27 protein-coding genes, 1 tRNA gene and 1 pseudogene are annotated in these 25,539 nt (G+C 66.6%); 10 read left to right on the forward strand and 19 right to left on the reverse strand.

The annotated features are described in order from the left end of the window. Positions 1 to 242: 242 nt before the first annotated feature. Together BLV97_RS16130 and BLV97_RS16135 are read right to left on the reverse strand one after the other, a co-directional pair. Positions 243 to 326, reverse strand: a tRNA-Leu gene (locus BLV97_RS16130). Positions 327 to 367: 41 nt separating this feature from the next. Then, positions 368 to 952: pseudogene (locus BLV97_RS16135) on the reverse strand (TRAP transporter large permease subunit); the annotation flags it as partial. A 270-nt stretch (positions 953 to 1,222) separates the two neighbouring features. Here BLV97_RS16135 and BLV97_RS16140 point away from each other — a divergent pair. After that, complete coding sequence (locus BLV97_RS16140) at positions 1,223 to 1,801, forward strand: YqaA family protein (RefSeq protein ID WP_035838261.1); 579 nt, start codon at positions 1,223 to 1,225, stop codon at positions 1,799 to 1,801. Continuing rightward, positions 1,798 to 2,286: a disulfide bond formation protein B gene (locus BLV97_RS16145; protein ID WP_035838263.1), complete on the forward strand. Its 489-nt coding sequence runs from the start codon at positions 1,798 to 1,800 to the stop codon at positions 2,284 to 2,286. Before BLV97_RS16140 ends, BLV97_RS16145 begins: the two co-directional genes overlap by 4 nt. A gap of 76 nt (positions 2,287 to 2,362) precedes the next feature. Here the strand turns inward: BLV97_RS16145 and BLV97_RS16150 are convergent, their stop codons facing one another. Further along, complete coding sequence (locus BLV97_RS16150; RefSeq protein WP_035838265.1) at positions 2,363 to 2,632, reverse strand: usg protein; 270 nt, start codon at positions 2,630 to 2,632, stop codon at positions 2,363 to 2,365. A gap of 192 nt (positions 2,633 to 2,824) precedes the next feature. On the opposite strand from BLV97_RS16150, the gene gyrA reads away from it, so the two are divergent. From gyrA to gluQRS, 3 genes are all read left to right on the forward strand, one after another. Beyond that, positions 2,825 to 5,572 (forward strand): DNA gyrase subunit A, encoded by a 2,748-nt coding sequence (gene gyrA, locus BLV97_RS16155; protein ID WP_035838267.1) that lies wholly within the window; start codon positions 2,825 to 2,827, stop codon positions 5,570 to 5,572. 224 nt (positions 5,573 to 5,796) lie between these two features. Further along, complete coding sequence (gene trmFO / locus BLV97_RS16160; protein ID WP_035838268.1) at positions 5,797 to 7,137, forward strand: methylenetetrahydrofolate--tRNA-(uracil(54)-C(5))-methyltransferase (FADH(2)-oxidizing) TrmFO; 1,341 nt, start codon at positions 5,797 to 5,799, stop codon at positions 7,135 to 7,137. Position 7,138: 1 nt separating this feature from the next. Then, positions 7,139 to 8,005 carry a tRNA glutamyl-Q(34) synthetase GluQRS gene (gene gluQRS, locus BLV97_RS16165; protein WP_035838270.1) on the forward strand — a complete coding sequence of 289 codons (867 nt, stop codon included), beginning with the start codon at positions 7,139 to 7,141 and terminating at the stop codon, positions 8,003 to 8,005. Here the strand turns inward: gluQRS and BLV97_RS16170 are convergent. Next, positions 8,002 to 9,141 carry a DUF6456 domain-containing protein gene (locus BLV97_RS16170; protein WP_035838272.1) on the reverse strand — a complete coding sequence of 380 codons (1,140 nt, stop codon included), beginning with the start codon at positions 9,139 to 9,141 and terminating at the stop codon, positions 8,002 to 8,004. The genes gluQRS and BLV97_RS16170 overlap by 4 nt on opposite strands. 227 nt (positions 9,142 to 9,368) lie before the next feature. Here BLV97_RS16170 and BLV97_RS16175 point away from each other — a divergent pair, with 227 nt between their 5' ends. The 4 genes from BLV97_RS16175 to BLV97_RS16190 all read left to right on the forward strand — a co-directional run bounded on the left by BLV97_RS16175 (position 9,369) and on the right by BLV97_RS16190 (position 13,161). After that, entirely contained in the window at positions 9,369 to 9,755 is a 387-nt protein-coding gene (locus tag BLV97_RS16175; RefSeq protein ID WP_176992663.1) for a DUF6477 family protein, read from the forward strand. A gap of 72 nt (positions 9,756 to 9,827) precedes the next feature. Then, a complete protein-coding gene (locus BLV97_RS16180) occupies positions 9,828 to 10,754 on the forward strand; it encodes an acyl-CoA thioesterase (RefSeq protein WP_081824892.1) in 927 nt (308 codons plus the stop codon). A gap of 146 nt (positions 10,755 to 10,900) precedes the next feature. After that, complete coding sequence (locus BLV97_RS16185) at positions 10,901 to 12,088, forward strand: acyl-CoA dehydrogenase family protein (protein ID WP_035838273.1); 1,188 nt, start codon at positions 10,901 to 10,903, stop codon at positions 12,086 to 12,088. 2 nt (positions 12,089 to 12,090) lie between these two features. After that, complete coding sequence (locus BLV97_RS16190; protein WP_035838274.1) at positions 12,091 to 13,161, forward strand: acyl-CoA dehydrogenase family protein; 1,071 nt, start codon at positions 12,091 to 12,093, stop codon at positions 13,159 to 13,161. A 166-nt stretch (positions 13,162 to 13,327) separates the two neighbouring features. Here BLV97_RS16190 and BLV97_RS16195 read toward each other — a convergent pair whose 3' ends face one another. From BLV97_RS16195 to BLV97_RS16245, 11 genes are all read right to left on the reverse strand, one after another. Continuing rightward, the gene (locus tag BLV97_RS16195; RefSeq protein ID WP_035838276.1) at positions 13,328 to 13,744 is read right to left on the reverse strand and encodes a PaaI family thioesterase; all 417 of its coding nucleotides are present in this window, start codon (positions 13,742 to 13,744) and stop codon (positions 13,328 to 13,330) included. Then, on the reverse strand, positions 13,741 to 14,520 hold the full coding sequence (locus BLV97_RS16200) for an SDR family NAD(P)-dependent oxidoreductase (RefSeq protein WP_035838278.1): 780 nt from the start codon (positions 14,518 to 14,520) through the stop codon (positions 13,741 to 13,743). The genes BLV97_RS16195 and BLV97_RS16200 overlap by 4 nt, the downstream gene beginning before the upstream one ends. Next, positions 14,513 to 15,544, reverse strand: a complete 1,032-nt coding sequence (locus BLV97_RS16205) for a phosphotransferase family protein (protein ID WP_035838280.1) — start codon at positions 15,542 to 15,544, stop codon at positions 14,513 to 14,515. Before BLV97_RS16205 ends, BLV97_RS16200 begins: the two co-directional genes overlap by 8 nt. Before the next feature lie 8 nt (positions 15,545 to 15,552). Further along, on the reverse strand, positions 15,553 to 16,215 hold the full coding sequence (locus BLV97_RS16210) for a histidine phosphatase family protein (protein WP_035838282.1): 663 nt from the start codon (positions 16,213 to 16,215) through the stop codon (positions 15,553 to 15,555). 12 nt (positions 16,216 to 16,227) lie between these two features. Continuing rightward, complete coding sequence (locus BLV97_RS16215) at positions 16,228 to 17,463, reverse strand: acyl-CoA dehydrogenase family protein (RefSeq protein ID WP_035838284.1); 1,236 nt, start codon at positions 17,461 to 17,463, stop codon at positions 16,228 to 16,230. Position 17,464: 1 nt separating this feature from the next. Further along, positions 17,465 to 18,463: an NAD(P)H-dependent flavin oxidoreductase gene (locus BLV97_RS16220; protein ID WP_035838286.1), complete on the reverse strand. Its 999-nt coding sequence runs from the start codon at positions 18,461 to 18,463 to the stop codon at positions 17,465 to 17,467. 21 nt (positions 18,464 to 18,484) lie between these two features. After that, positions 18,485 to 19,369 carry an SDR family NAD(P)-dependent oxidoreductase gene (locus BLV97_RS16225; RefSeq protein WP_035838287.1) on the reverse strand — a complete coding sequence of 295 codons (885 nt, stop codon included), beginning with the start codon at positions 19,367 to 19,369 and terminating at the stop codon, positions 18,485 to 18,487. After that, positions 19,366 to 19,839 carry a MaoC family dehydratase gene (locus BLV97_RS16230; RefSeq protein WP_035838289.1) on the reverse strand — a complete coding sequence of 158 codons (474 nt, stop codon included), beginning with the start codon at positions 19,837 to 19,839 and terminating at the stop codon, positions 19,366 to 19,368. Before BLV97_RS16230 ends, BLV97_RS16225 begins: the two co-directional genes overlap by 4 nt. Continuing rightward, complete coding sequence (locus BLV97_RS16235; RefSeq protein ID WP_035838291.1) at positions 19,836 to 20,657, reverse strand: SDR family oxidoreductase; 822 nt, start codon at positions 20,655 to 20,657, stop codon at positions 19,836 to 19,838. The genes BLV97_RS16230 and BLV97_RS16235 overlap by 4 nt, the downstream gene beginning before the upstream one ends. A gap of 159 nt (positions 20,658 to 20,816) precedes the next feature. Further along, positions 20,817 to 21,722, reverse strand: coding sequence for an alpha/beta fold hydrolase (locus tag BLV97_RS16240; protein WP_035838293.1), 906 nt, complete (start codon positions 21,720 to 21,722; stop codon positions 20,817 to 20,819). Then, a complete protein-coding gene (locus BLV97_RS16245; protein WP_035838295.1) occupies positions 21,712 to 23,343 on the reverse strand; it encodes a long-chain fatty acid--CoA ligase in 1,632 nt (543 codons plus the stop codon). The genes BLV97_RS16240 and BLV97_RS16245 overlap by 11 nt, the downstream gene beginning before the upstream one ends. 110 nt (positions 23,344 to 23,453) lie before the next feature. Here BLV97_RS16245 and BLV97_RS16250 point away from each other — a divergent pair, with 110 nt between their 5' ends. Continuing rightward, positions 23,454 to 24,218, forward strand: a complete 765-nt coding sequence (locus BLV97_RS16250; protein ID WP_035838297.1) for an SDR family NAD(P)-dependent oxidoreductase — start codon at positions 23,454 to 23,456, stop codon at positions 24,216 to 24,218. Here the strand turns inward: BLV97_RS16250 and BLV97_RS21870 are convergent. The 4 genes from BLV97_RS21870 to BLV97_RS21885 are packed head-to-tail and all read right to left on the reverse strand — an operon-like array spanning position 24,187 to position 25,530. Then, positions 24,187 to 24,537, reverse strand: coding sequence for a molybdopterin dinucleotide binding domain-containing protein (locus BLV97_RS21870; RefSeq protein WP_081824893.1), 351 nt, complete (start codon positions 24,535 to 24,537; stop codon positions 24,187 to 24,189). The genes BLV97_RS16250 and BLV97_RS21870 overlap by 32 nt on opposite strands. After that, positions 24,534 to 25,058: a molybdopterin-dependent oxidoreductase gene (locus BLV97_RS21875; RefSeq protein ID WP_035838301.1), complete on the reverse strand. Its 525-nt coding sequence runs from the start codon at positions 25,056 to 25,058 to the stop codon at positions 24,534 to 24,536. Before BLV97_RS21875 ends, BLV97_RS21870 begins: the two co-directional genes overlap by 4 nt. Beyond that, positions 25,055 to 25,348: a hypothetical protein gene (locus tag BLV97_RS21880; protein WP_035838304.1), complete on the reverse strand. Its 294-nt coding sequence runs from the start codon at positions 25,346 to 25,348 to the stop codon at positions 25,055 to 25,057. Before BLV97_RS21880 ends, BLV97_RS21875 begins: the two co-directional genes overlap by 4 nt. Then, complete coding sequence (locus tag BLV97_RS21885) at positions 25,297 to 25,530, reverse strand: hypothetical protein (protein ID WP_308430855.1); 234 nt, start codon at positions 25,528 to 25,530, stop codon at positions 25,297 to 25,299. The genes BLV97_RS21880 and BLV97_RS21885 overlap by 52 nt, the downstream gene beginning before the upstream one ends. Positions 25,531 to 25,539 lie beyond the last annotated feature (9 nt).

Below are 25,539 nucleotides of genomic sequence, written 5' to 3' on the forward strand. Positions count from 1 at the left end.
GTGACGACAATATGGCGCGATATCGTGCGACAAATTTGCGCAAATAAGGCGAAACTGCGGCACCACACAATTCAGCTAGACGCGCCAATATTTTGAAAACTCTACTATTGTTGAAACCTTTCGCCACGGCCGCTCCGAATCATCCAAGCGCCGGGGCACGAGGGGCCGGCCAGATTCCGCCAAATGAACCGGCTTCTGGGTGTTACAATGCGCCTCGGCGCAGCGCTTATCCTGGGGGGGCTTGGTGCCCGAGGTCGGATTCGAACCGACATGCCTTGCGGCGGCGGATTTTGAATCCGCTGCGTCTACCATTCCGCCACTCGGGCCCCTTGGGCGGAAATAGCCTTGCCTCGGCGTCGCGTCAATCTCAGAACATCAGCCGCACCAGCCACAGGGTGAGGCCCGGAAAGCCCACCAGCAGGGCCACGCGCACCAGATCCGACAGCACGAAGGGCGCGACGCCGCGATAGGTGCGGCTGATCGGGATGCCGCGCGCGACATTGTTGATGATGAACAGGTTCATCCCCACCGGCGGCGTGATCAGCCCGACCTCGACGACGATCAGCGCCAGCACCCCGAACCAGATCGCGGTTTCCTCGGGCGTCAGGCCGAAATCCAGCCCCGCGGCGATCAAAAAGAAGATCGGGATGGTCAGCAGGATCATCGACACGCTGTCCATCACGCAGCCGAAGATCAGATAGCACAGCTGGATCGCCAGCAATATCATGTAGGGGCTCAGGCCTGCATGGGTGACCCAATCGGTCAGCGCCTCGGGGGCGCGGGTCAGCGCGAGGATCGCATAGATCACCAGCACCACCGACGGCGGGATCAGGATTCCCAGCGTACCGCCAGCGGCCAGAACGCCGGTCGACAGCGCATCGAAATAGCCGCGCTTGCGCATCTCGGGCAGCGCCACCTGCCCCATGGTCGAAGCCGTCGCCAGCGCTGCGCCGCCTTTGCTGTCTTCGCGACCGGCGTCGATCACTCGTGATCACGCACAACATTACTTTTCGTGACGACAGGCTGACCAGCGTTTTCTTGAGGGGCGGCAAATCGCGTGGGCGCTACGGACAACGCCTCCCTCGCCGCCAGCCTGAGACCCGAAAAACCTCTACTGGCTTCATCTTGGTCCAAATACTCAAACGCGGCGCCAGCCACGCGCGCGATCTTGACCTTTGGGCGCCGCCGTGGTCGAACCCTTGCGGACCCGAAAGAGGCCCGGATGCTGCGCAAGACCTATGACTGGACGATCTCGCTGGCGCAATCCCGGCACGCCTATTGGGCGCTGTTTGTCGTCGCCTTCATCGAAAGCTCGGTCTTTCCGATCCCGCCCGACGTGCTGATCATCCCGATGATCATCGCCCGGCCGCACCATGCCTGGCGGGTGGCGACGGTGGCGCTGGTGGGATCCGTACTGGGGGGGATGCTGGGCTATGCGATCGGGGCCGTGCTGTTCCAGCAGCTGGGCGAGCCGATCTTGCAATTCTACGGCAAGATGCATGCCGCCGAGGAATTTGCCGCGCGCTTCAATCATTACGGCGCCTGGGCCGTGCTGATCGCCGGCATCACGCCCTTCCCCTACAAGGTGATCACCATCGTCTCGGGCTGGACGCATCTGAACCTGTGGGTCTTCATGATCGCCTCGGTGCTGGCGCGCGGGGCGCGGTTCTTCGTCATCGCCGCCCTGCTGCGCGTCTTCGGCGCGCCAGTCCGCGATTTCATCGAGCGCCGATTGGGGCTAGTGTTCACCCTTGCCGTCCTCCTGCTGATCGGGGGTTTCGCAACCGTGAGGTATCTATGACACGCGATCGCCTATACCTTCTTGCCGGCCTCGGATCCGCCGCGTTGCTGGCCGGTGCCTTCGGGTTCCAGATCTTCGGCGGGCTTCCGCCGTGCGAATTGTGCATGACCCAGCGCTATGCCCATGGCGGCGCCATCCTGATCGCCATCGCCGGGTTGATCCTGCCCTATCGCGGCATCGGCTGGCTGGGCGCCCTGGCGATGCTGGCGGGCGCCGCCACCGGCATCTATCAATGGGGCACGCAGATGAAATGGTGGACCGGCTTCACCGAATGCACGGCAACCCAAAGCTTTGGCGGCATGTCGTCGAAAGACGCGCTGGCCAAGCTGATGTCGGCCCCGATCGAGCGCTGCAACGAGATCCACTTTCAGTTCCTGGGCCTGACCATGCCGGCCTGGAACGCGGTGCTGTCGATCCTGCTGATCGCGGTGTGGGTCGCCGCCGCGCTGAAGAAACCCCGCCCGGCGCTGGAATTTCGCAGCTGACCCCACGGGCATCGACCGGTCCCGGGCACAGGAACAGACGCAGGAACTGGCGCCGGCCCCGGCTGGCGGCTGCGGCCTAATGGATCGGGAATTCCCCCACCACGTTGCGCCATTCGCCCGGCCGGATCATCTTGCGATGGGTGAAGCGCACCGAATGCAGCGGCCCCTCGATCTTCTCCTGCCAGAACTCGATGAACTTGAACAGTCGCGGATAATCCGGCGCGACATCATATTCCTGCCAGACGAAGCTATTGAGAACATTGCGATAATCCGGCATCCGGTAATACAGCTCGGCGGTCGTCAGCCCGTAGCCCTTCAGCATCAGTTCGGTCTCATGCGTAGACATCCTTACCTCCTGCTCTGCGCCCCCGAATTCAATCCTGCCAGAGAGGAATTAATTTGCAATGAAAACAGTGTGTTGGCAGCCTCCCGCCGTGGCTGCCAATTGCCGCGACCTTCGCCATTGCACCCCATACCTAGGCTAAGCTATAGTGCCGCCAACCAGATATAGCAGGCCCGGAACGAAAGAGCGGCTTACGTGAGCGACACGCCAGAACCCCCTGAAAGCGAAGACGAAAACGCCCCCGAGCGCCCGGCCTACCATGGCCCGAGCGTGTCGATCGCCGATGAGATGCGCACCGCCTATCTCGACTATGCGATGAGCGTGATCGTCTCCCGCGCGATCCCCGATCTGCGCGACGGGCTGAAGCCGGTGCACCGCCGCATCCTGTTCGCGATGCACGAGGTCGGCAACACTTTCGACAAGCCCTACCGCAAATCCTCGCGTCCCGTGGCCGATGCGATGGGCAAGTATCACCCGCATGGCGACGCCGCGATCTACGACGCGCTGGTGCGGATGACACAGCCCTTCTCGATGTCGCTGCCGCTTCTGGACGGCCAGGGCAACTTCGGCTCGATGGACGGCGACAAGGCCGCGGCCTTCCGCTACACCGAGGTCCGGATGGCCAAGGCGGCCAACTACCTGCTGGCCGACATCGACAAGGAAACCGTCGATTTCCAGGACAATTACGACGGCAAGGACCGCGAGCCCACGGTGCTGCCGGCGCGGTTTCCCAACATGCTGGTCAACGGCGCGGGCGGCATCGCCGTCGGCATGGCCACCAACATCCCGCCCCACAACCTGGGCGAGGTGATCGACGCGACGCTGGCCCTGATCGAAGAGCCGGACCTGTCCACCGAGGCGCTGATGGAGCATATCCCGGCGCCGGACTTTCCCACCGGCGGGCTGATCCTGGGGCGTTCGGGCGCGCGCAAGGCCTATCTGGAAGGGCGCGGCAGCGTGATCATCCGCGCCAAGACAAGGGTTGAGGAAATCCGCCGCGACCGTTACGCGATCGTGCTGGACGAGATCCCCTATCAGGTGAACAAGGCATCGATGATCGAGAAGATCGCCGAGCTTGTACGCGAGAAGAAGCTGGAGGGGATCAGCGGCATCGCGGATGAGAGCGACCGGGTCGGCGTGCGCGTGGTGATCGAATTGAAGCGTGACGCGACGCCCGAAGTGGTGCTGAACCAGCTATTCCGCTTCACGCCGATGCAGATCAGCTTCGGCTGCAACATGCTGGCGCTGAACGGCGGCCGGCCGGAACAGCTGACGCTGCGCGATTTCCTGTCGCATTTCATCACCTTCCGCGAGGAAGTCGTGGCGCGCCGCACGGCGTATGAGCTGCGCCGCGCACGCGAGCGCAGCCATGTGCTGTGCGGCCTGGCGGTCGCCGTGTCGAATGTCGACGAGGTGGTCGCGACGATCCGCGGCTCTGCCGATCCGGCCGAGGCGCGCGACAAGCTGATGACCCGGCGCTGGCCCGCCGCCGACATCGCCGCCTATATCCGGCTGATCGACGACCCGGGCCACACGATGAACGACGACGGCACCTACAACCTCTCCGAGACCCAGGCCCGCGCGATCCTCGATCTGCGCCTGCAACGCCTGACCGCGATGGGCGTGAAGGAAATCACCGACGAGCTGGAAGAACTGGCCGCGAAGATCAAGGATTACCTCGACATCCTGCGCTCGCGCGACCGGATCATGGCGATCATCTCGGATGAGCTGCGCGAGGTGAAGGCGCTGTTCGCCGTGCCGCGGCGTTCCGAGATCGCCGATTGGGCCGGCGACATGGACGACGAGGACCTGATCGAGCGCGAGGACATGGTCGTGACGGTCACCGAGGGCGGCTATATCAAGCGCACGCCGCTGGCCGATTTCCGCGCGCAGAAGCGTGGCGGCAAGGGGCTGGCCGGCGGCTCTTTGAAAGAGGACGACACCGTCACCACGCTGTTCGTCGCCAACACCCACACGCAGCTTCTGTTCTTCACCACCGACGGCATGGTCTACAAGCTGAAGACCTGGCGTCTGCCCCTGGGGGGGCGCAATGCCAAGGGCAAGGCGATCGTCAACATCCTGCCGATCGCGCAGGGCGTGTCCATCGCCGCGATCATGCCCGTCGACCGCCCCGACGCGGAATGGGACGATCTGCAGATCGTCTTCGCCACCTCGGCCGGCACGGTGCGCCGCAACCGGCTGTCGGACTTCACCAACGTCATGCGCAACGGCAAGATCGCGATGAAGTTCGAGGACGAATACGAGGGCGTGCGCCTGATCAACGCGCGCATCTGCTCCGAGGACGACGACGTGATGCTGGTCACCGCCAAGGGCCGTGCGATCCGCTTCCCGGTGCCCGAGGTGCGGGTGTTCAACTCGCGCGCATCGGTGGGGGTGCGCGGCATCCGCCTCTTGGGCGATGACGAGGTCGTGTCGATGTCCGTCATCCGCCATTTCGAGGCCGCGTCCGAGGAACGCGCGGCCTATCTCAAGCAGCGCCGGCTGATGGCCGGCGTGACCGAGGACGAGGCCGAGCCCGACGAGGACGAAGAAGCCGTCGCCGAGGGCCAGCTTTCCCCCGAACGCTATGCCGAGATGTCGGCCTGCGAGGACCTGATCCTGACGATCACCGCGAAGGGCGCGGGCAAGATCTCCTCCTCGCACGATTATCCGGTGCGCGGCCGCGGCGGCCAGGGCGTGATGGCGATGGACAAGGCGCTGCGCGGCGGCCGCCTCGTCGCCTCCTTCCCGGTCGAAATGGCAGATCAGGTGATGCTGGCCACCTCCACCGGCCAGTCGATCCGCTGCCCGGTCGAGGGCATCTCGTTCCGCTCGCGCTCGGCCGGCGGGGTGCGGGTGTTCAACACCGCCAAGGGCGAAGAGGTCGTCTCGGTCGCCCGGATCGCCGATCAGGGCGAGGATGGGGACGGCGACGAGGCCTAGGCCAAATTCGGCGGCCGGGGGGGTCGCCCCCGTCCCCATCCTCGCTCGGGCCGGGGGCGCAACGATCGCCACCCCGCAGGGTATTTGCACCAAACAGAAGGAACGGGGGATCCTTTCCACCTTCATCTTGGCGGAAATACTCCGGGGGTGCAGGGGGCAGAGCCCCCGCCGCGGCGCTGAAAACCGCCCTTTCCTTTCCGGCCCAAAACCCCTAGATCGCGGCCATGACAGAACCACTTCATATCGTCGGCGGCGGCATGGCCGGCTCCGAAGCCGCCTGGCAGGCGGCACAGGCGGGCCTGCCCGTTGTGATCCACGAGATGCGCCCCCATGTCGGCACCTTCGCCCACAAGACCGGCAACCTGGCCGAGATGGTCTGCTCGAATTCCTTCCGTTCGGACGACGACGAACAGAATGCGGTGGGCCTTCTGCATTGGGAAATGCGCGCGGCCGGCGGGCTGATCATGGAGATGGCCGATACCCACCAACTGCCCGCCGGCGGCGCGCTGGCCGTCGATCGCGAGGCCTTCGCCGAGGCGGTGACGGCGCGGCTTCGCGCGCATCCCATGATCACCGTGTCGGAAGAAGAGGTTACCGAGCTTCCCTCCTCCGGAAACTGGATCATCGCCACCGGTCCCCTGACCTCGGGCACGCTGGCCGAGGCGATCCGGGCCGAAACCGGGGCCGAGAGCCTGGCGTTCTTCGACGCGATCGCGCCGATCGTCTATGCCGAGACCGTGGACATGTCAGTCGCCTGGATGCAGTCGCGCTATGACAAGGGCGCGACGGTCGAGGAACAGACCGCCTATATGAACTGCCCGATGACCAAGGCCCAGTACGACGCCTTCATCGACGCGCTGCTGGCCGCCGACAAGACCGAGTTCCACGACGGCGAGACGGCGAAATATTTCGATGGCTGCCTGCCGATCGAGGTGATGGCCGAACGCGGCCGCGAAACCCTGCGCCACGGGCCGATGAAGCCGGTGGGGCTGACCAACGCCCACGATCCCGCGAACAAGCCCTATGCGGTGGTGCAACTGCGCCGCGACAATGCGCTGGGGACGCTCTATAATATCGTGGGCTTCCAGACAAAGATGAAGTACGGCGCGCAAGTGGATGTTTTCCGGATGATTCCGGGGCTGGAGAACGCCAGTTTTGCACGTCTGGGCGGGATCCATCGCAACACTTTCCTGAACTCGCCGACGCTGCTCGACGACCATCTGCGGCTGCGCTCGCGGCCCCATATCCGCTTCGCCGGCCAGGTCACCGGGGTCGAGGGCTATGTGGAAAGCGCCGCGATGGGGCTTCTGGCCGCGCGGCTTGCGGTGGCCGAGGCGCAGGGCCGCGACCTGGCCCCACCGCCGCCCGAAACCGCGATGGGCGCGTTGGTCACCCACATCACCGGCGGCGCCGATGCCAAGACCTTCCAGCCGATGAACGTGAATTTCGGGCTGTTCCCCCCGATCGACGCCAAGGGCGGGCGCAAGGGCCGCAAGGATCGCTACAAGGCCTATACCGACCGCGCCAAAGAGGCTTTTTCGCAATGGCTTGCGATCCAGGGCTAAGATGGGCCTCGTAACCCGCTTCGCGCCGTCGCCGACCGGCCCGCTGCATCTGGGACACGCCTATTCCGCCCTGCTTGCCCATGACATGGCCCGCGCCGCCGGCGGCACCTTTCTGCTGCGCATCGAGGATACCGACACCGCCCGCGCCCGGCCCGAATGGGAGGCGCGGATTTTCGACGATCTGCGGTGGCTGGGCCTGACCTGGCCGCAACCGGTCCTGCGACAATCCGAACATCTGGCACGTTACGACCGGACGCTGGACGAGCTGGCGGCGCGCGGGCTGATCTATCCCTGCAGCTGTACCCGCGCCGACATCCGCGCGGCCCTTTCGGCGCCGCAGGAGGGTGTCGCGGCGCCGCCGCCCTATCCCGGCACCTGCCGCCACCGCCCGATCTCGGACCGCAAGCCGGGCGACGCGTTGCGGCTGAACCTCGGGCGGGCCATCGCGGCCCTGCCCGGCGGGCTGGGCGGCTTCACCGACACCGGGCCGGTACATCCCGGAGGTCACGCGCTTTCGGAAGAACTGCTCGCCGCGACGCAGGGTGATGCGGTGCTGGGCCGCAAAGAGATCGGCACCGTTTCCTATGTGCTGGCATCGGTGCTTGACGACGCGATGCAGGAGGTTACCCATGTCATCCGCGGCGCCGATCTTTTCGAGATCACCTTTCTTCAGGTTCTGCTTCAGAAACTGCTTCACCTTCCGACCCCAACCTACCACCACCACAGGCTTATCCGCGACGAAGCCGGCAAGCGGCTGGCCAAGCGCGACGACGCCCGCGCGATCGCAAGATACCGCGCAGACGGTGCCGACCCGGCCGATATCCGCCGGATGGTGGGGCTGCCTCCGGCCCGGGATCCGGCCCCCTAGCCGATCAGCACGTCATTGCCGCCGGTCTCGTCGTAATGACGCTTGAGCCGCATCAGCGCGATGCGCAGCACGATCTTGCCCGAACGCGCCGACCAGCCCAGGCGCTTTTCGGCGCCCTCCAGCCCTTCCAGATAGCAGCAGCAGCGCAGCACCATGTCGCCCAGCCCGGGCCCCAGGTCGCGCAGCGCCGCGGCCACCCGGTCGCGGGCCGCGCGCGGGCCCTCGGCCGGGCCGCGCGTCTGGGCAAATCCGCCGCGGTCCCCGCCGGTCAGGAAACGGTCCCAGTTCTGCGCCACCCGCGGACCCATCTGGGCGATTTCGAAATCTTCCCTTAACCGTTCGGCCGCACGCACCAGATCGGCCGAAAGAAACGGCTTGCCGTCGCGGTCGCGGCGCCGCGCAAGGGCGGCGACCGGGCTTTCGGCCAGGTTGTAACGGATGCGCTGGCGGCGGCCATTATCCACCGTGTCGCGCTCTTCCCAATCGCGGTGCTGGTCGCCAAAGGGGGTGGCGGCCTCGGCAAAACCCGGCCCGCGCGCTGCGCCCTCGACGGCCCCGCCGGCCCCACCGTCCGCCGCCAGCATCCGCTTCAGCGCGGCCTTGCCCGCGGGCGTGATCTCATAGGTCGCGACGCGCCCCTGCTTGCGGCAGGCGATCCAGTCGCGCAGCGCGAAGGCCTGCGCGATATTGCGCGCCACCACCGCCGTGCGCGCGGTGCGGCCTTCGGGCAGATCGCGCAGCACGGCGGCCTTGTCCATGTCCGGCGCCACTGCCAGCACGCTGCCCGGCTCGGCCAGGCGGCGCAGGATCCGGCGGGCCTCGCGCTGCAGGGTGGCGTCGTCTTCGATCGAGGCGTCGGAACGGATGGGGGCGGTCATTTTCGCTTCCTTTTGCTGGAGGTGGTGGGCACGCTCGCTGCAGGCGCGGCCTATTCTGGCCAGAGCCTCGTCCACCAGAGGATCATCGCGACGGTTCTCGTAGCGCCGAACCCGGCGCAGTACCGTCGATGCGTGAATCCCCCGCTGCCGCGCCAGCTCGCGCAGCGACAGTCCGATTTCGGTATGCCCCAGATAAAGGCGGGCGGCGTCGGGCAGCCAGGCAGGGAAAGTGAAATTCGCCGTCAGGTTGCCACGCATGTCGCCCTGGGACCTCCGTTGTCGTTAACCTTTGTCGCGAAGGCGGACTCAACCTTTGGTAATATTTATTACCAGCCCGTTAATATCCGCCTGGTATGGGATAATTGTATTCAATACCTAAACCTTTCTGAAAGCTGCGCACGCTGGTCTTCCGAAAACGCAACGCCTGGTTGTGTCATGTGAAACTTGGGCGTTCACCCCAAGGCATCCCAACACCGGAGACCGACATGCATGCGTTGCACCACCAGATGGGCGAACTTCGCCGCCCCCGCCTTCTGATCCGCGCCGCCCGTCTGGGCATGGCCGACTATCGGCGCGACCGCGACCTGAAGCGGTTGCTGGGCGCGGTGCCGGGCCCTGAATCGTCGCTTGCCCAACTGATCGCGGAAGAGACGCGGATGGATGCGAAGCGGCGCGAAGGCGCTGCCGAATACGATCTGCGCCGCCATCTGGAAATCATCATCGCGATGATCGCAGAGGCGCAGATGATCCCCCGCGTTCAAGACCCCGCCCCTGCCCCGATGCCCCGAACCGCGCCCGAAACCGCAGCCCGAACCGCAGCCCGGACCACGCCAGAGGCCAGGCCCGCGGCGGCGCCTTTGGCCGCGCGCTAGCGCCCCGCGCGGGCGGCGATTGCACCGGGCCAGGCGCTTGCCTATACCCGGTGCATCGCAAGGAGGCCGCCCATGCCCGACACCGACCCCCAGGACCCGCCCGCAACCGATCCCCGAGCCGACGACCCGGTTGCCGCGCTGCTTGATCTGCTCGAGATCGAGCGGCTGGAGATCAACCTGTTTCGCGGCCGCGGCTCGGGCGGGGAAACCTCGAAACGGATCTTCGGCGGCCAGGTGATCGCCCAGGCGCTGTCGGCCGCCTATCACACGGTCGAGGGCCGCGCCTGCCATTCGCTGCACGCCTATTTCATCCGCCCCGGCGACCCCGAGATCCCGGTGATCTACGAAGTCGACCGCGCTCGCGACGGCGGCTCCTTCACCACCCGGCGGGTGATCGCCATCCAGCACGGGCGGCAGATCTTCAACCTTGCGGCCTCGTTCCAGATCGACGAGGACGGCCCCGCGCTGCAACACCCGATGCCCCAGGGCCTGCCCGATCCCGACAGCCTGCCATCGCGCGCCGAGGTCCGCGCCGATCTGGCCCGGCGGATGGAGGGCCGCATCGCGGCGCAGCGGCGGTCGGATTTCCTGCGCGATTCCCCGATCGAGATCCGAGAGGTCGCGCCCTATGACCTGCTCGATCCGGTCCCCGCGCCCGACAGCCACGCCGTCTGGGTGCGGCTGTTGCGCCCCGCCGGCGCGCCGCCTTGGCTGCAGCATTGCCTGCTGGCCTATGCCTCGGATCTGCATCTGCTGGGCTCGGCGCTGCGACCGCTGGGCGAAAGCTGGCTGAGCGGCCGGGTGATGACCGCAAGCCTTGACCATGCGCTGTGGTTCCACCGGCCGGTGAATTTCGACGAATGGCATCTTTACCAGATGGATGCGCCCAATATCGGCGGCGCGCGGGGATTTTGCCGTGGCGCGCTCTATGCCCAAGACGGCACCCTCGTCGCCAGCGTCGCGCAGGAAGGCCTGGTGCGCCCGATCACGCGCGACTGACCGGGCGCGAAAAATAGGCCTCTGTTCCACGCAGCGGAATTACGTTACGTTCTGCGACACGAAGCACCCGCCCCGCGGCTTGACTTCGCCCCGGCGGGGCCGAAGATCTGCCGCACGGCGATCGTGACACCGAGTGGGAGGACCGGATGGATCTGCAATTTACCGATAAAGAACTTGCCTTCCGCGACGAGGTGCGCGCCTTTCTGGCGGCCGAACTGCCGGCGGAACTGGCCGCCAAGGTGCGCCGCGGTGCGACGCTGGAAAAGGCCGATCACGACCGCTGGCACGCGATCCTGAACGCGCGGGGCTGGCTTGCCGCGACCTGGCCGGTCGATTTCGGCGGCCCCGGCTGGACCCCGGTGCAGCGCCACATCTTCGAAGAGGAATCGGCCCGCGCCCACGCCCCCCGGATCGTGCCCTTTGGCCTGGCGATGCTGGGCCCGGTGCTGATCCGCTTCGGCTCGAAGGCGCAGCAGGAGGAATACCTGCCGCGCATCCTGGACGGGTCCGACTGGTGGTGCCAGGGCTATTCCGAGCCCGGCGCCGGATCGGACCTGGCCAGCCTGCGCACCCGCGCGGTGCGCGAGGGCGACCATTACGTCATCAACGGCCAGAAGACCTGGACCACGCTGGGCCAGCACGCGAACCGCATCTTCTGCCTGGTGCGCACCGACCCGCAGGTCAAGCCGCAGGCCGGGATCTCCTTCATCCTGGTCGATCTGGACACGCCCGGCATCGAAATGCGGCCGATCAAGCTGATCGAGGGCGGGCACGAGGTTAACGAGGTCTTCTTCACTGACGTTAAGGTTCCCGTGGAAAACCTTGTCGGAGAAGAAAATTCCGGCTGGACGATCGCCAAGTTCCTGCTCACGCACGAACGCACCAACATCGCCGGCACCGGTTTCTCGACCCAGGCGCTGGAAGAGGTCAAGGCACTGGCCCGCGCGCGCCGGGTGAACGGCCGCCGCCTGATCGACGACCCGCTTTACGCCGCGCGGCTGGCGCAGGTGGAGATCGACCTGGAGGCGATGAAGATCACCAACCTGCGGATGCTGGCACGGGCGCAGAAGACCGGCCAGCCCGGCGTCGAAAGCTCGATCCTGAAGATCAAGGGCACGGTGATCCGGCAGGAGCTGAACGATCTGGCCCGCCGCGCCCTCGGCCCCGCCGCGGCGCCCTTTCCGGCCGAGGCGCTGGCCGGCAACGCCGCCGTCGCCCCCGAGGAACACCGCGCCGATGCCGCGCGCTATTTCAACAATCGCAAGCTGTCGATCTTCGGCGGATCGAACGAGATTCAGCGCAACATCCTCACCAAAGCCATGCTGGAGCTGTAAAGATGGATTTCGACCAGAGCGAAGATCGCCGGATGCTGGCCGAGACCCTCTCGCGCTACCTTGCCGATCGCTACGACGTGGCCACCCGCATTAAGCTGGCCTATGACGCGCCCTACCATTCGCCCGAACGCTGGGCCGAGATGGCGGAACTGGGCATCCTGCATGCGCTGGTGTCCGAGGATCATGGCGGCATGGGCGGCCATGGCTTTGACATCGCCACGGTGTTCGAGGAACTGGGCCGCACGCTTTGCCCCGAACCCGTGCTGCCGGCGCTGATGGGCCTGCGCCTGCTGGCCGCCGCGGGCGCGGATCTGGAGCCGGCGCTGACGGGGGCCGAGATGCTGGCCGTCGCGATCGGAGAGCCCGAGGCGCCCTGGGATCTGGACGCGCTGGAAACCCGCGCCGAGACAGCCGGCGACGGCTGGGTGCTGACGGGGCGCAAGTCGGTCGTCTATGGCGGCCATGTCGCCAGCCGGCTGCTGGTCGCGGCGCGGGCGGATGGCGGCCTTGGCCTTTTCGAGGTCCGGGCGGGCGACGCCGAGATCACCGCCTATGGCATGATCGACGGCGGCGGCGCGGCCGAGATCTTTTTGGACGCGACCCCGGCGCGGCTGTTGATCGCTGACGCACGGGATGCGTTCGACTCCGCGCTGAACGCCGGCCGCGTGGCGCTGTGCGCCGAGGCCGTGGGGGCGATGGACGCGACGAAGGATCTGCTGCTGGACTACCTGCGTACCCGCAAGCAGTTCGGCCGGACGATCGGGTCGTTCCAGGTGTTGCAGCACCGCACCGTCGATCTGGTGACCGAGATCGAGCAGGCGCGTTCGATCACCATCCTCGCCGCCGACGCGCTGGATGGGCCCGAGGCCGGGCGCCGTGCGTCGATGGCGAAGAACCTGATCGGCCGCGCGGCGCGGCTGGTGGCGGAAGAGGCGATCCAGATGCACGGCGGCATCGCCATGACCTGGGAGGCCGCGGTGTCGCATTACGGCAAGCGGCTGGTGATGATCGACGCGCAGCTGGGGGATACGGATTTCCACCTGACCCGGGTGATGGAAGGGTTGCAGGCCTGAGCGGCGGGGGGGGGGCACACCCCCGCACCCGCACCTTTCCGCGGGGGGTTTCACACCCCCGCACCTGCACCTTTCCGCGGGGGTTTCACACCCCCGCGCCCGCACCTTTCCGCGGGGGTTTCACACCCCCGCACCCCCGTGGAGTATTTTCACCAAGATGAAGGGCTTAGGAGGTTTTCCTATAGCGAAAGGCACCAGAGCCCTTAGCGCAGATCATGCCGCCTTGGTCGCGCACTTCCGCTTCGGCGAAAAAGGTCGAGCGGCCGCCGCCGATGCGGGTGCCTTCCGCGATCAGCAGTTCGCCCTCGGGGCGTGCGAGAAAGCTGGTGGTCAGCGTCAGCGTCATCGCCAGACGGCGCGCTGCCGGATCGCCGGTATAGCAGCCGGCATACCCCATCACCGTGTCCAGCATCGTCGCATAGATACCGCCGTGCGGAATGCCGTAGCGGTTCATCAGGAAGGGTTCCAGCGCGATCTCGAAGCGCGCCCAATCCGCGCGCCAGCCAGTGATGCGAAAGCCCAGATGGCGTTGCAGTGGATAGGGATCCTCGATCAGGGCGGGGTCGATATCGGGCAATGTCATATCGCGCTAAGGCCTCCGTCGATGGCGATCGCCTGCCCGGTCATGAAGCTGTTGGCGGGGTCGCAGATCCACAGCATCGCCTGCACCACCTCTTCGGGGCGGGCGACGCGGCCCATCGGCACGCGGGCGGCGATGCGGGTAGAGGCCTCGTCGCGGCTGGCGCCGTGGCGGGTGGCGACGGCATCGGCCATCTCGTCGAACAGCGGGGTCGCGGCGAAGGAGGGGCAGATCGCGTTCACCCTTATGCCCTTCTTCGCCACCTCGTCCGCGGCGGCGCGCGTAAGCCCGACCACCGCATGTTTCGAGGCCGCATAGGCCGAAAGATGACCCGCGCCGACGATCCCCGCGGCCGAGGCCACGTTGAGGATCGCGCCGCCCGCGCCCGCCAGCATCAGCGTGATCTGTTGCTGCATGCCAAGGAAGACGCCGCGTGCGTTGACCGCCATCATGCGGTCGAATTCCTCGGGCGGCAGCTTGTGCAGCGGCGCCATGTGATGCCCGACGCCGGCATTGTTCACCGCCACGTCGAGCCGCCCGAACCGCGCCGCGATGGCCCGTGCATGGGCGGCCTGGGCCGCGGCGTCCGAGACGTCGAGTTCGGCATGCAGCACCTCGGCATCGAGCGCCCCGGCCAGCGCCGCAAGCTTCTCGCCGTCGCGGTCGGAAAGGGCCAGCCGCGCACCCTCGGCCGCGAAGCGCCGCGCCGCGAGCGCACCAAAGCCGCTGGCCGCGCCGGTGATCTGGACCACCTTTCCCTGGAAACGTGCCTCAGACATCGCTTGCAGCCCTCAGCCCTGCTTGCGCGAATTGCGGCACATAAGCCCCCATCTTCAATCCCCTTTCCGGGTTCGACGCATTGCCGTCCAGCGCCCGCTTCTTCACCCCCTGGATGATCGCCCCCATGCGAAAGAAGCAAAAGGCCAGATAGAAGCCGAAGCGCGGAATACCGGGCAGGTTCATGCGCTCGCAATAGGCGGCGATGAATTCCTCGTCCGACGGCAGCCCCAGTGCCTTGCGGTCGACGCCGGCCAGGCCGCGCCCTTCCGCGCCCGGCGGGTTCTGCCATTGCATGATCACCGCCGCGAGGTCCGCGAACGGGTGGCCCGTGGTCGACAATTCCCAATCCAGTACCGCCACGCATCCCGGCCCGGTTCTGGAAAACAGCATGTTGTCAATGCGGTAGTCGCCATGCACCAGGGTGCGCAACCCGTCATCGCCGGGCGCATTGGCGTCGAGCCAGGTGATCAATTCATCCATCGCCGCGATCGTCTCGGTCTCGGACGCGCGGTACTGCTTGGTCCAGCGGTCGATCTGGCGGCGGTAGTAATTGCCCTCGGGGCCGTAATCGGCAAGCCCCGTGGCCTGAAGATCGACCGAGTGGATCGCCGCCAGCACACGGTTCATCTCGTCGATCACCGCGCCGCGGGTCGTGGCATCGAGGCCCGGCATCGTCGGGTCGTCGAAGTTGCGCCCGTCGATACATTCCATCACATAGAAGGCCGAGCCGATGACATCGTCATCCTCGCACAGCGCATACATCTTCGCGACCGGCACGCCGGTGGCCGCCAGCGCCTGTTGCACGCGGAATTCGCGATCGACCGCATGGGCAGATTTCAACAGCTTTCCGGGTGGCTTGCGGCGCAGAACGTAAGTACCGCTTGAGGATTGCAACCGAAAGGTCGGGTTCGACTGGCCTGTCTGGAATTTCCGTACGGTCAGATCGCCGGAAAAACCGGGAACATGTGCGCGCATCCAGGCGGAAACAGAATTTATATCAAGAGATTGGGCGTTATTGTTCATCTTCTTTCTCAGCTATAGGTCAGAAGATGCGCGGTCTGCGCGGTGATGTGCGGGGTCTCGTTGAACCCGGCCAGATAGTCGCGGCTATGGCCGCCGATGAAGCGGGCCACGGCGCAATTTCGGATCTGCAACTGCAGATGGATCATCTGCGCCTCGGGCGCCTCCAGAACCTCGGCCACCATTCGCCCGATCGCGCCGCCGGACGACACCGCAAGCGTCGTGCCCTCGGCCGCCAGCATCGCGCGCCGGGCGTCGCGGACGCGGGCCGCGAATGCCTGCCAGGGTTCGGGCGGATCCTCGATCTCGTCTCGCTGCCAGGCCAGCACCGTGTCGCGCAACTCGCGGAAATGCGTGGCGCGGTCGTCGTGCAGGCCCACCGGTCGCGCGCGGTCGCGGTAGCGCGCGTTCAGAAGGCCGGTGAAGTCAAATTCGTTCAGGCCCGGATGGATGCGGGCCTGCGCCGGATCCAGGCCAAGGCCCCGTGCCACCCCTTCCAGCGTCTCGCGGTGGCGCCGCTGCGCCCCGATCCACAGGTGATCGGGGCGCAGGCCCTGTGCCGCCAGGGCCTCGCCCAAGGCCAGCGACTGGTCGTGACCGAGGTCCGAAAGCACATCGTAATCCGCCGCCCCGAAAGAGGCCTGCGCATGACGAAGAAGGACAAGTTCACGCATTATCGTAAATTCTTACGGTTGCTGGTTCATGTAACGCTTCAACTCGGTCCGGGCCACTTGGCGGCGGTGAACGGCGTCGGGCCCATCGGCCAGCCTCAGGGTACGCACATGGGTCCACATGTTGGCCAGCGGCGTGTCCTGGCTGATGCCCATGGCGCCATGGATCTGCATCGCCTCGTCGATCACCTTCAGCGCGACCTGCGGCGCGATCACCTTGATCTGGCTGATCCAGGGCTGGGCTTCTCGCACGCCCACCGTATCCATCATATGGGCGGCCTTCAGGCACAGAAGCCGCGCCATCTCGATCTCCATCCGCGCGTTGGCGATGATGTCGTAATTGGCGCCGAGTTCCGCCAGCTTCTTGCCGAAGGCCTCGCGCGTCAGCGCGCGGCGGCACATCAGCTCCAGCGCCTTTTCGGCCTGGCCGATGGCACGCATGCAATGGTGGATGCGCCCCGGCCCCAGCCGCCCCTGCGCGACCTCAAATCCGCGGCCCTCGCCCAGGATCAGATCCTCGGCGGGCACGCGCACGTCGGTCATGCGGATGTGCATGTGGCCATGCGGGGCGTCGTCTTCGCCGAAGACCTGCATCGGGCGCAGCACCTCGATGCCGGGGGTGTCGGCGGCGATGGCGAACATCGAATGGCGGGCGTGTTTGGCGGCGTCGGGGTCGGTGCAGGCCATGGTGATATAGACCTTGCAGCGCGGATCGCCGGCGCCCGAGGCCCACCACTTCTCGCCGTTCAGCACCCAGGCGTCACCGTCGCGCGTGGCCTTCAGCGCCATGTTCGTCGCATCGGACGAGGCCACGCCCGGCTCTGTCATCAGATAGGCGGATCGAATTTCGCCTTCCAGCAAAGGCTTTAGCCAGCGTTCCTTATGTGCGGCCGAGCCGTAGCGCTCGAACACTTCCATATTGCCGGTGTCGGGGGCGGCGCAATTGAAGACCTCGGCCGCGATCTTCTCCTTGCCCATCTCCTCGGCCAGATAGGCATATTCGACGGTGGTCAGGCCATAGCCTTTTTCGCTACCCGTCAGCCAGAAGTTCCACAGCCCCCGCTCCTTTGCCTTGGCCTTCAAAGTATCAAGGATTTCAAGCTGTCGCGCGGTATGCTTAAAGCGGTCGCCAGTGGGATGCTTGCCCACCTCGGCGTCGAATTCCGCGCTGAGCGGCGCGATCTCGTCGCGTACCATGGCGCGCACCTTCTCGACCAGCGGCTTGACGCGGTCGCTCATGCCCAGTTCCATCTCATTCTCCCTTTCGTGCGGCAGCCAGCGCCACCATGCGTTCCAGCGCGTCCTGGTATTCCCCTGCGATCCGGTCGATCAGCGCGGCGGCGGGGCGCACATCTTGTACCGCCCCAATGCCCTGGCCCGCGCCCCAGATCTCTTTCCATGCCTTCGGCTTCGACCGCCCCGCGCCGAAGTTCATCGAACTTGGATCGGCACTTGCCAGCGCGTCGGGATCAAGCCCCGCGCGCGCGATCGAGGGCTTGAGATAATTCCCCGAAACGCCCGTAAACAGGGAAGATGTCACGATATCCTCGGCCCCCGAGTCGACGATCATCTGCTTGTAGTCATCCGGCGCGTTGGCCTCTTGCGTCGCGATGAAGGGCGATCCGATATAGCCCAGATCGGCCCCCGCCGCCTGCGCCGCCAACAGCGCCCCGCCGGTCGAGATCGCCCCCGACAGCAGCAAGGGCCCGTCGAACCAGCTGCGGATTTCATGGATCAACGCAAAGGGCGATTGCGGCCCGGCATGGCCGCCCGCCCCCGCCGCCACCGCGATCAGCCCGTCCGCGCCCTTGTCGATGGCCTTGCGGGCATAGGTGTTGTTGATCACGTCATGCAGCGCGATGCCGCCGCAGGAATGGGCGGCCTCGTTCACCTCGGGCCGGGCGCCGAGCGAGGTGATCCAGATCGGCACCTTCCAGCGCGCGCAGATCTCCAGATCGCGTTCCAGCCTTGTGTTCGAACGATGCACGATCTGGTTCACCGCGAAAGGTGCGGCGGGGCGGTCTGGATGGGCCTGGTTCCAGGCGTCCAGCTCCTCGGTGATGCGCTTCAGCCAGGCGTCAAGCATGATCGGATCGCCATCGGCCTCTCGTGCGTTGAGTGCGGGGAAGGATCCGACGATCCCGGCCTTGCATTGCGCGATCACCAGATCGGGCCCCGAGATCAGGAACATCGGCGAGGCGACCGCGGGCAGCCGCAGGCCCGTCAATGCCTTGGGAAGGGGTCGTGTCATGCCTGTCTCCACTTGCGCAGCTCAGGAGCCATCCCGCCCCAGCGCCGCAAGCGCCTGGCGGGCGAATTTCTCGGTCTGCAGGAAGGCGCCCTGCAATTCCTGTGCGCCTGTGGCATCGGCGATGCGGTCGGCCTGGGCGGCGACGGCTTCGGGTGTCAGATCGTCGCCGGTCAGGCAGATGCCGGGCGTCTCGGCCACCATGACGCGGGCAAAACAGCCGCCGCCCGCGGCCAGGACAAAGCGGCTGGGGGCCTCGTCCGAGACCAGCCACAACAGCCCCGGGGCGATCGACTCTGGCGTCAGAACCTCTGATGCGGCCTCTTCGAACAGACCTTCGGTCATCGCCGTCAGCGCAGTGGGGGACAGGGCGTTCACCCGGATATCGTATTTCTCGCCCTCGATATGCAGCACGTTCATCAGGCCGATCATGCCGGCCTTGGCACTGCCGTAATTCGCCTGGCCGAAATTGCCGTAAAGCCCCGAGGACGAGGTGGTGAACACAACCCGCCCGTAACGCTGTTCGCGCATGATCGGCCAGACCGCGTGGGAACAGATCGCCGAGCCCAGAAGATGCACCGCGATCACCCGGCGCAAATCCTCATGGCTCATCTTGGCGAAGCTGCGGTCGCGCAGGATGCCGGCATTGTTGACCAATATGTCGATCCGCCCCCACCGTGCCATGGTGCGCGACACCATATCGGTCACATCGAATTCCGAAGCCACGTCGCCCGCATGGGCAATTGCCTCGCCGCCCATTGCGCGGATCTCCTCGGCCACCTCGGCGGCGCCCTTGGGGTCGTTCACCACGACACGGGCGCCGCGCGCCGCAAGCCCCAGCGCATGTGCCCGCCCCAACCCGGCCCCCGCGCCGGTGACGATGGCGACGCGATCGTCGAATCTGATCATGCGGCCTCCAGATAACGCCGGCCAAGCCAGACGGCCACAAGCGCCGGCTTTTCCCGTCCCTCGACCTCGACGGTCACGCCATAGGTCAGCTGCACCTCGTCCGGCGCGCGTTCCTCCAGCGCGTCCAGCACGAAACGTCCCCGGATCCGCGCCCCCACCGGCACCGGCGAAACGAAGCGGACCCGCTCGAACCCATAATTCACGCCCATGCGCAGATTGGCCAGCCTGGGTTGGGCGTCATAGGCCATGGCCGACAGCATCGAAAGCGTCAGGAAGCCATGCGCGATGGTGGTGCCGAACGGGGTGGCGGCCGCGCGCTCGGGGTCGACATGGATATACTGGTGGTCCTCGGTCAGGTCGGCGAAGGCGTCGATCCTGGCCTGGTCGATGACGAACCAGCGCGACACGCCGACCTCCTGCCCCAGACGGGCACGCAGATCGTCGAAGCTGTGTTCCCCGGCCGGGTTCATTCCTGGGCCTCCGCAAAGAGGTTCGGCCCGGTGGTGACGTTCACGCCCCCCGAAACCGGCAGCACCGCACCGGTGACATAGCCACCGCCGCGCCCGGCCAGGAACAGCACGCAGCCGGCGATGTCCTCGGGGCGGCCGACGCGGGCGATCGGCACGGTGGCGGCGACCTTGCGGCGCATCTCGGGATCTGCGGTGGCAAAGGCGGTCATCTTCGACGGGAACGGCCCCGGCGCCAGCGCGTTCACGGTGATCTGCCGCGGCGCCAGTTCCTTCGCCAACACCCGCGTCAGGTGATGCACCGCGGCTTTCGAGGCCGCATAGGCATAGACGTTCTCGCCCATCGGCACCTCGCCCATGACCGAGCCAAGGTTGATCACCCGCGCCGGGTCGTTCTCGGTCGCGGCGGCCTCCAGCAGCGGCAGCAGGCGTTGGGTCAGATGAAACACCGCGGTGACATTCAGGCGCTGCACCTTGTCCCAGGCGTCATAGGGGAATTCGCCCAGCGGCGCGCCCCAGGAGCGGCCGGAATTGTTCAGCAGAATGTGTACCGCATCGCAGCGTTTGCCGACCTCGGCGGCCAGCGCATCGACGCCGGCCTCGGTAGAAAGATCGGCGGCGAAGCCCTCGGCCCGGCCCGGCGCGTCCAGCGCGTTCAACTCGGCCGCGACGGCCTCGCAGGCGTCGCCCTTGCGGCTGGCGATCAGCACCCGGGCACCAGCGCGCACCAGCGCCTCGGCCGCCATCCGGCCGATGCCCGACGCGCCGCCGGTGACCAGCGCCACCTTGCCCGACAGCCCGAACAATTCCTCCGGCGTCATTCTCCCCCCCCTATCTCATTGGTTCCTCGGCGACAGCAAAGCCCGGGCGGCAACCGAAGGCAAGGGCGACTTCGCCTAAAACCCGCGCCGCGCCGCAACATCACCCCGAATCGTGCACGCCCATCGAGGCGGAAAAACCTTCGCTGCCTGCCCTAACCCCTAACTGAGGTTTAGAAAATCCTGGATCCTCTGAGCCACCTCGCGAGGTTTCTGATGCACGATCCAGTGATCAGCATCGGGGAAGTCGACCACCCGCAGATCGTCGCAGAACTCCGACAGTCCGGCGCGGGCCTCGTCGGCGAAGGCGGTATCGCGCTGTCCCCAAAGCAGCAGATGCGGCATGATCACCCGCAATGCCGCCGGATCCATATGCGGAAGCGCCTCATCGGGCAGCTCCGCCCCGACCGGCGGCACCAGCAGCGGGGTCGCCCGGTACCAGTTTACCATCGCCCTCAGGCCCGCGACGCCGCCCCAGGCCTCGGTATAGGCAGCGCGGCGCTCGGGCGTCAGCCAATCGAGGCTCATCCCTGCCCCGAACAGCGTGAAGAGCTTGGCGTAATCATCCGCGGCCAAAAGATTTTCCGACCCTTCTCGCCGCAGCCATGTGATGTATTGGCTGGCCTCGGTCTGCGCCCCACCGCGCGCCAGCGCACGTTGAAACATCGCCGGATGTACGCCGTTCAGGATCACCAGCCGGTCGACAAGCTCGGGCAGCCGGATCGCCAGCGCGTAGGCCACCGAGGCGCCCCAATCATGGCCGATCACCGCGGCCGCGCGGCCCTGCGGCGCGAAGCGCGCGATCAGCCCCGCCGCATCGCCCACCAGCGCCGAGACGCGGTAGTTTCCCACACCTTCAGGCCGCCAGGATCTGCCATAGCCGCGCTGATCGGGGGCGACGCAGAAATACCGCGACGCGAAATCTGGCAAGATCCCATCCCAAGCGCCTGAATATTCAGGAAAACCGTGAAGGAAGAGCAAGAGGGGGCGCCCCTCTTGCCCGGCCAGCCGAACATGGAATGACTGACCGCCCAGCCGCACCTCGGCCGAGCGGAACTCAGACCGCATCGGCCAGCTTGTAATCCGCGAACTGCTTGCGCAAGGTCAGTTTCGACACCTTCCCCGTGGCGGTCAGCGGCAGGGACTCGACGATCTCCATCGCGTCGGGAAGTTGCCATTTCGCGAAATGTTCGGCCAACATCGCATTGATTTCGCTTAGTTTCGGCGTCTTTCCCTCTTCCGGCACCACGACCAGCAGGGGGCGTTCGTCCCATTTCGGATGCGGCACCGCGATCACCGCGCAATTGGCAACGTCGGGATGCCCCATTGCGATGTTTTCCAGATCCAGCGAGGAAATCCACTCTCCCCCCGACTTGATCAGATCCTTGGCCCGGTCGGTGATCGTCAGAAAGCCATGCGCGTCGATCGTCGCGATATCGCCGGTGGCAAACCAGCCCTCATCGTCGAAAGCCTCGGCGTTGGCTTCTGGGTTGTTATAGTAGCCAGAGGTGACGGTGTTGCCGCGCACATAAAGAATGCCCGCGTGTTCGCCATCATGCGGCTGGCGCCGGCCGTCCTCGTCGACGATCTTCAGATCGACCCCGAAGACCTGGCGGCCCTGCTTGGCCTTCAGGCGCATACGGTCCTCGCGCGGCAGATCATTCAGGTGCACCGGCAGATTGCCCTGGGTTCCGACCGGGCTCATTTCCGTCATTCCCCAGGCATGACAGACATTTACGCCGCGATCTTCGAAGGTTTCGATCATCGGGCGCGGCGCCGCCGAACCGCCGATCACCACATCCTTGAAGCCTTCGGGCAGGCGCCCGCGCTTCTTGACCTCGGCCAGCAGGCCCATCCAGACCGTGGGTACCCCCCAGGCCGAGAACACCGCTTCGTCATCCATCAGATCGAACAGGCTGGCGCCGTCCAGCCCCGGCCCCGGCATCACCAGCGACGCCCCCGTCAGCGGCGCCGCGTAGGGCAGGCCCCAGGCGTTGACGTGGAACAGCGGCACCACCGGCAGGATCTTCGATCCCGGCTTCAGCGCCGCCGACAAAGAGATCGCGATCAGCATCGCGTGGATCACCGTCGAGCGATGGGTATAGAGCGTGCCCTTCGGGTTGCCCGTCGTGCCCGAGGTATAGCACAAGGCCGCGGCCGTATCCTCGGGGAATTCGGGCCAGTCGATCGTGGTTGGCTGATCTGCAAGGATCTCTTCGTAACACAAGGCATTCAGGGAATTTTCCGGCATATGCGCGCGATCGGTCATGATCACATAGCGCAGGTCGCCGGGCAGATGGTCCTTCAGCTTCTCGACCAGGGGCACGAAGGTGAGATCAAGACACAGGATCCGGTCGGCGGCATGGGCGACGATATAGATCATCTGCTCGGCCGAGAGGCGGGGATTGATCGTGTGACAGACCGCGCCGATGCCCGATATGGCGTAGTACAGTTCGAAATGCCGGTATCCGTTCCAGGCCAGTGTGGCCACGCGGTCGCCGGGCTCGATCCCCAGCGCGCGCAGGCCGTTGGCCAATTGGCGGGTGCGCGCCGCGGTCTCGGCATAGCTTTGGCGATGGCGGTCGCCCTCGACCCGCGCCGAGACGATCTCTCCCGACGGATGGACGAGCGCGGCATATTCCAGGATGTCCGCTATACGCAGCGGACGCATCATCATCTGGCCTTTCATCAGATCCCTCCTCCCTGTCTGCCCATGTGATCTAGGGCATTTTTCATTGCGTGCCAAAGTTGCCTGGCGCTAAATCTCGCGCATCACAAGCATGACGCTGCGGAGGAAAGATGGACCTGTTCGACCTGAGCGGCAAGACCGCACTGATAACCGGCTCAACCAAGGGGATCGGCCTGGCCTGTGCGCGGGCGATGGCGGCGGCGGGCGCGCGGGTGGTCATCTCGTCTCGCAAGGCCGATGCCTGCGACGCGGTGGCGGCCGAGATCGCGGCCACCGGCGCGCGCGCGGTGCCGATCGCGGCGAACATCTCGGATGACGCGGCGGTCGACGCCCTGATCGACCGCACCGAGGCCGAACTCGGCCCCGTGGACATCCTGGTCTGCAATGCCGCGGTGAACCCCTATTTCGGCCCTTTCCTGGACACGCCCGACGACGCCTTCGACAAGACGGTGCGGGTGAACATCCGCTCGAACATGCGGCTGGCCAGGCGCGTGGTGCCGGGGATGCGCGCGGCCGGCGGCGGGGCGATCGTGGTGGTCTCGTCGATCGCGGCCTTCAAGGGCTCGGACGAGTTGGGGATGTACGCGATCACCAAGGCGGCCGATGCGCAGCTGGTGCGCAACCTGGCGGTGGCCTACGGGCGCGACAACATCCGCGCCAACGGCATTGCCCCGGCAATCGTGAAGACGGATTTCGCGCGTGCGCTGTGGGAAGACCCCAAGAACGCCGAGCGGGCGGCGAAAAGCTATGCCCTGGGCCGGTTGGGGGAACCTGACGATATCGCCGGCGCCGCGGTGTTCCTGGCCTCGCGCGCGGGGGCCTGGATGACCGGCCAGACGCTGATCATCGACGGCGGCTGGTCGGTGAAGGGCTAGGGCCACGGCCGGCCGCGCGGCAGGTGCCGGTGGCCAGCACCACCCGGTCGGTCGCGCCGCGTTCGGTCAGCGACCGCCCCGGCGTATCCACCCGACCGGCGGACGTGGTTTCGCCGCTCCAGCGTATCGGCGCGAAGACCTGCCCGGGCGCGGCCCGATCGCTCACCATGACACGCAACAGCGCCCGCCCCGTCGGGCTGGTGACCTCGGCGATGGTCGCCGGCTCCAGCCCCAGGCGCGCGGCGTCGGCGGGGTGGATTTCCAGATAGGGCTCGGCCATGTGCTGGCTGAGGCGCGGCGATTTCGCGGTCCGTGTCATGGTGTGCCAATGGTCGCGCACCCGGCCGGTGTTGAGCCGCAGCGGATAGGCCGCGCAGGGCTGCGCCGCCGGCGGCTCGGCAGCATCCGCGCGCGCCGGTCCGGAGTGAAGAAACCGCCCCGGGCAAAGAAGCGCGCGCTGGCCCGCGCGCCCTGCCCGTCCGCGCGCACGGGCCAGGTGAAGGGCGCCATGGCATCGTATTGCGCCGCCGTCCGCCCGGCCCGCGCCAAGATGTCGAAATCGCCCCCCCAGCGCGCCCGCGGCCCCGACATGGCCGCATATTCGCGAAGGATCGCCGCCGGGCCGTCGCAATCGAACGCCGCCCCCCAGCCCAGGCGCCGCGCCAGCCGGGCCAACGCCCACCAATCCGGCCGGGCCTCGCCCGGGGCCGCCCGGAACCGCCGCTGGCGCGAGATGCGGCGTTCGGAATTGGTCACTGTGCAGTCCTTTTCGCCCCAACCGGCGGCGGGCAGCAGCACATCGGCCAACCGCGCGGTATCTGTATCGGCATCGGCCGTCACATCCGAGACGACGGCGAAATCGCAGGCCGCCCGATCCGTCCTGTGGCAAGATGACAATTGAGAATCGCGTTCACCTTGTCGGTCCCCGAGGGCAATCGGTTCACCCCCTGGCTATAGACCGTCACCACCCGTTCGCAGCCGATCCACATGTCGAAGAATTCCCGCAACGCGGCGCGCCTCAGCCCGGTGACCGACAGATCCGTGCGCGCGGCGGCCGCCTGGCCGAAACGCGCCGCGATCAGGTCAAGCGCCGCGACCCAACTGGCCGCACACCGCCGATGCGCGGCCACAAAAGCCGCCCCTCGGGGCCGGTGGTCTCGGCCAGGGCGGCGCCCTTGGGACACAGCCGGCCACGGTTCGCCGGATGATCGGGATCACCCGCCACGCAGACGCCGCCGCGCCCGTCGGGCCGCGCCAGGATCCCGCAGCCCACCCCGCAATAGGGGCATGTGGTGCGCAGCGCGTCCCCCATCACGCCGCC

Source organism: Allgaiera indica (assembly GCF_900106675.1).
Taxonomy (GTDB): Bacteria; Pseudomonadota; Alphaproteobacteria; order Rhodobacterales; family Rhodobacteraceae; genus Acidimangrovimonas; species Acidimangrovimonas indica.

Bases quoted from the DNA above. Each gene is read 5' to 3' on its own strand.
- BLV97_RS16140 (WP_035838261.1), top strand. From the start codon at position 1,223: ATGCTGCGCAAGACCTATGACTGGACGATCTCGCTGGCGCAATCCCGG.
- BLV97_RS16215 (WP_035838284.1), bottom strand. From the start codon at position 17,463: ATGGAACTGGGCATGAGCGACCGCGTCAAGCCGCTGGTCGAGAAGGTG.
- BLV97_RS16210 (WP_035838282.1), bottom strand. From the start codon at position 16,215: ATGCGTGAACTTGTCCTTCTTCGTCATGCGCAGGCCTCTTTCGGGGCG.
- BLV97_RS21885 (WP_308430855.1), bottom strand. From the start codon at position 25,530: ATGGGGGACGCGCTGCGCACCACATGCCCCTATTGCGGGGTGGGCTGC.
- BLV97_RS16170 (WP_035838272.1), bottom strand. From the start codon at position 9,141: ATGCGTGGCAACCTGACGGCGAATTTCACTTTCCCTGCCTGGCTGCCC.
- BLV97_RS16180 (WP_081824892.1), top strand. From the start codon at position 9,828: ATGCCCGACACCGACCCCCAGGACCCGCCCGCAACCGATCCCCGAGCC.
- gluQRS (WP_035838270.1), top strand. From the start codon at position 7,139: ATGGGCCTCGTAACCCGCTTCGCGCCGTCGCCGACCGGCCCGCTGCAT.
- BLV97_RS16190 (WP_035838274.1), top strand. From the start codon at position 12,091: ATGGATTTCGACCAGAGCGAAGATCGCCGGATGCTGGCCGAGACCCTC.
- BLV97_RS16250 (WP_035838297.1), top strand. From the start codon at position 23,454: ATGGACCTGTTCGACCTGAGCGGCAAGACCGCACTGATAACCGGCTCA.
- BLV97_RS21870 (WP_081824893.1), bottom strand. From the start codon at position 24,537: ATGACACGGACCGCGAAATCGCCGCGCCTCAGCCAGCACATGGCCGAG.
- BLV97_RS16235 (WP_035838291.1), bottom strand. From the start codon at position 20,657: ATGACGCCGGAGGAATTGTTCGGGCTGTCGGGCAAGGTGGCGCTGGTC.
- BLV97_RS16195 (WP_035838276.1), bottom strand. From the start codon at position 13,744: ATGACATTGCCCGATATCGACCCCGCCCTGATCGAGGATCCCTATCCA.
- BLV97_RS16200 (WP_035838278.1), bottom strand. From the start codon at position 14,520: ATGTCTGAGGCACGTTTCCAGGGAAAGGTGGTCCAGATCACCGGCGCG.
- BLV97_RS16240 (WP_035838293.1), bottom strand. From the start codon at position 21,722: ATGCGGTCTGAGTTCCGCTCGGCCGAGGTGCGGCTGGGCGGTCAGTCA.
- trmFO (WP_035838268.1), top strand. From the start codon at position 5,797: ATGACAGAACCACTTCATATCGTCGGCGGCGGCATGGCCGGCTCCGAA.
- BLV97_RS16145 (WP_035838263.1), top strand. From the start codon at position 1,798: ATGACACGCGATCGCCTATACCTTCTTGCCGGCCTCGGATCCGCCGCG.
- BLV97_RS16150 (WP_035838265.1), bottom strand. From the start codon at position 2,632: ATGTCTACGCATGAGACCGAACTGATGCTGAAGGGCTACGGGCTGACG.
- BLV97_RS16175 (WP_176992663.1), top strand. From the start codon at position 9,369: ATGCATGCGTTGCACCACCAGATGGGCGAACTTCGCCGCCCCCGCCTT.
- BLV97_RS16225 (WP_035838287.1), bottom strand. From the start codon at position 19,369: ATGATCAGATTCGACGATCGCGTCGCCATCGTCACCGGCGCGGGGGCC.
- BLV97_RS16230 (WP_035838289.1), bottom strand. From the start codon at position 19,839: ATGAACCCGGCCGGGGAACACAGCTTCGACGATCTGCGTGCCCGTCTG.
- BLV97_RS16205 (WP_035838280.1), bottom strand. From the start codon at position 15,544: ATGAACAATAACGCCCAATCTCTTGATATAAATTCTGTTTCCGCCTGG.
- BLV97_RS16185 (WP_035838273.1), top strand. From the start codon at position 10,901: ATGGATCTGCAATTTACCGATAAAGAACTTGCCTTCCGCGACGAGGTG.
- BLV97_RS16220 (WP_035838286.1), bottom strand. From the start codon at position 18,463: ATGACACGACCCCTTCCCAAGGCATTGACGGGCCTGCGGCTGCCCGCG.
- BLV97_RS16245 (WP_035838295.1), bottom strand. From the start codon at position 23,343: ATGAAAGGCCAGATGATGATGCGTCCGCTGCGTATAGCGGACATCCTG.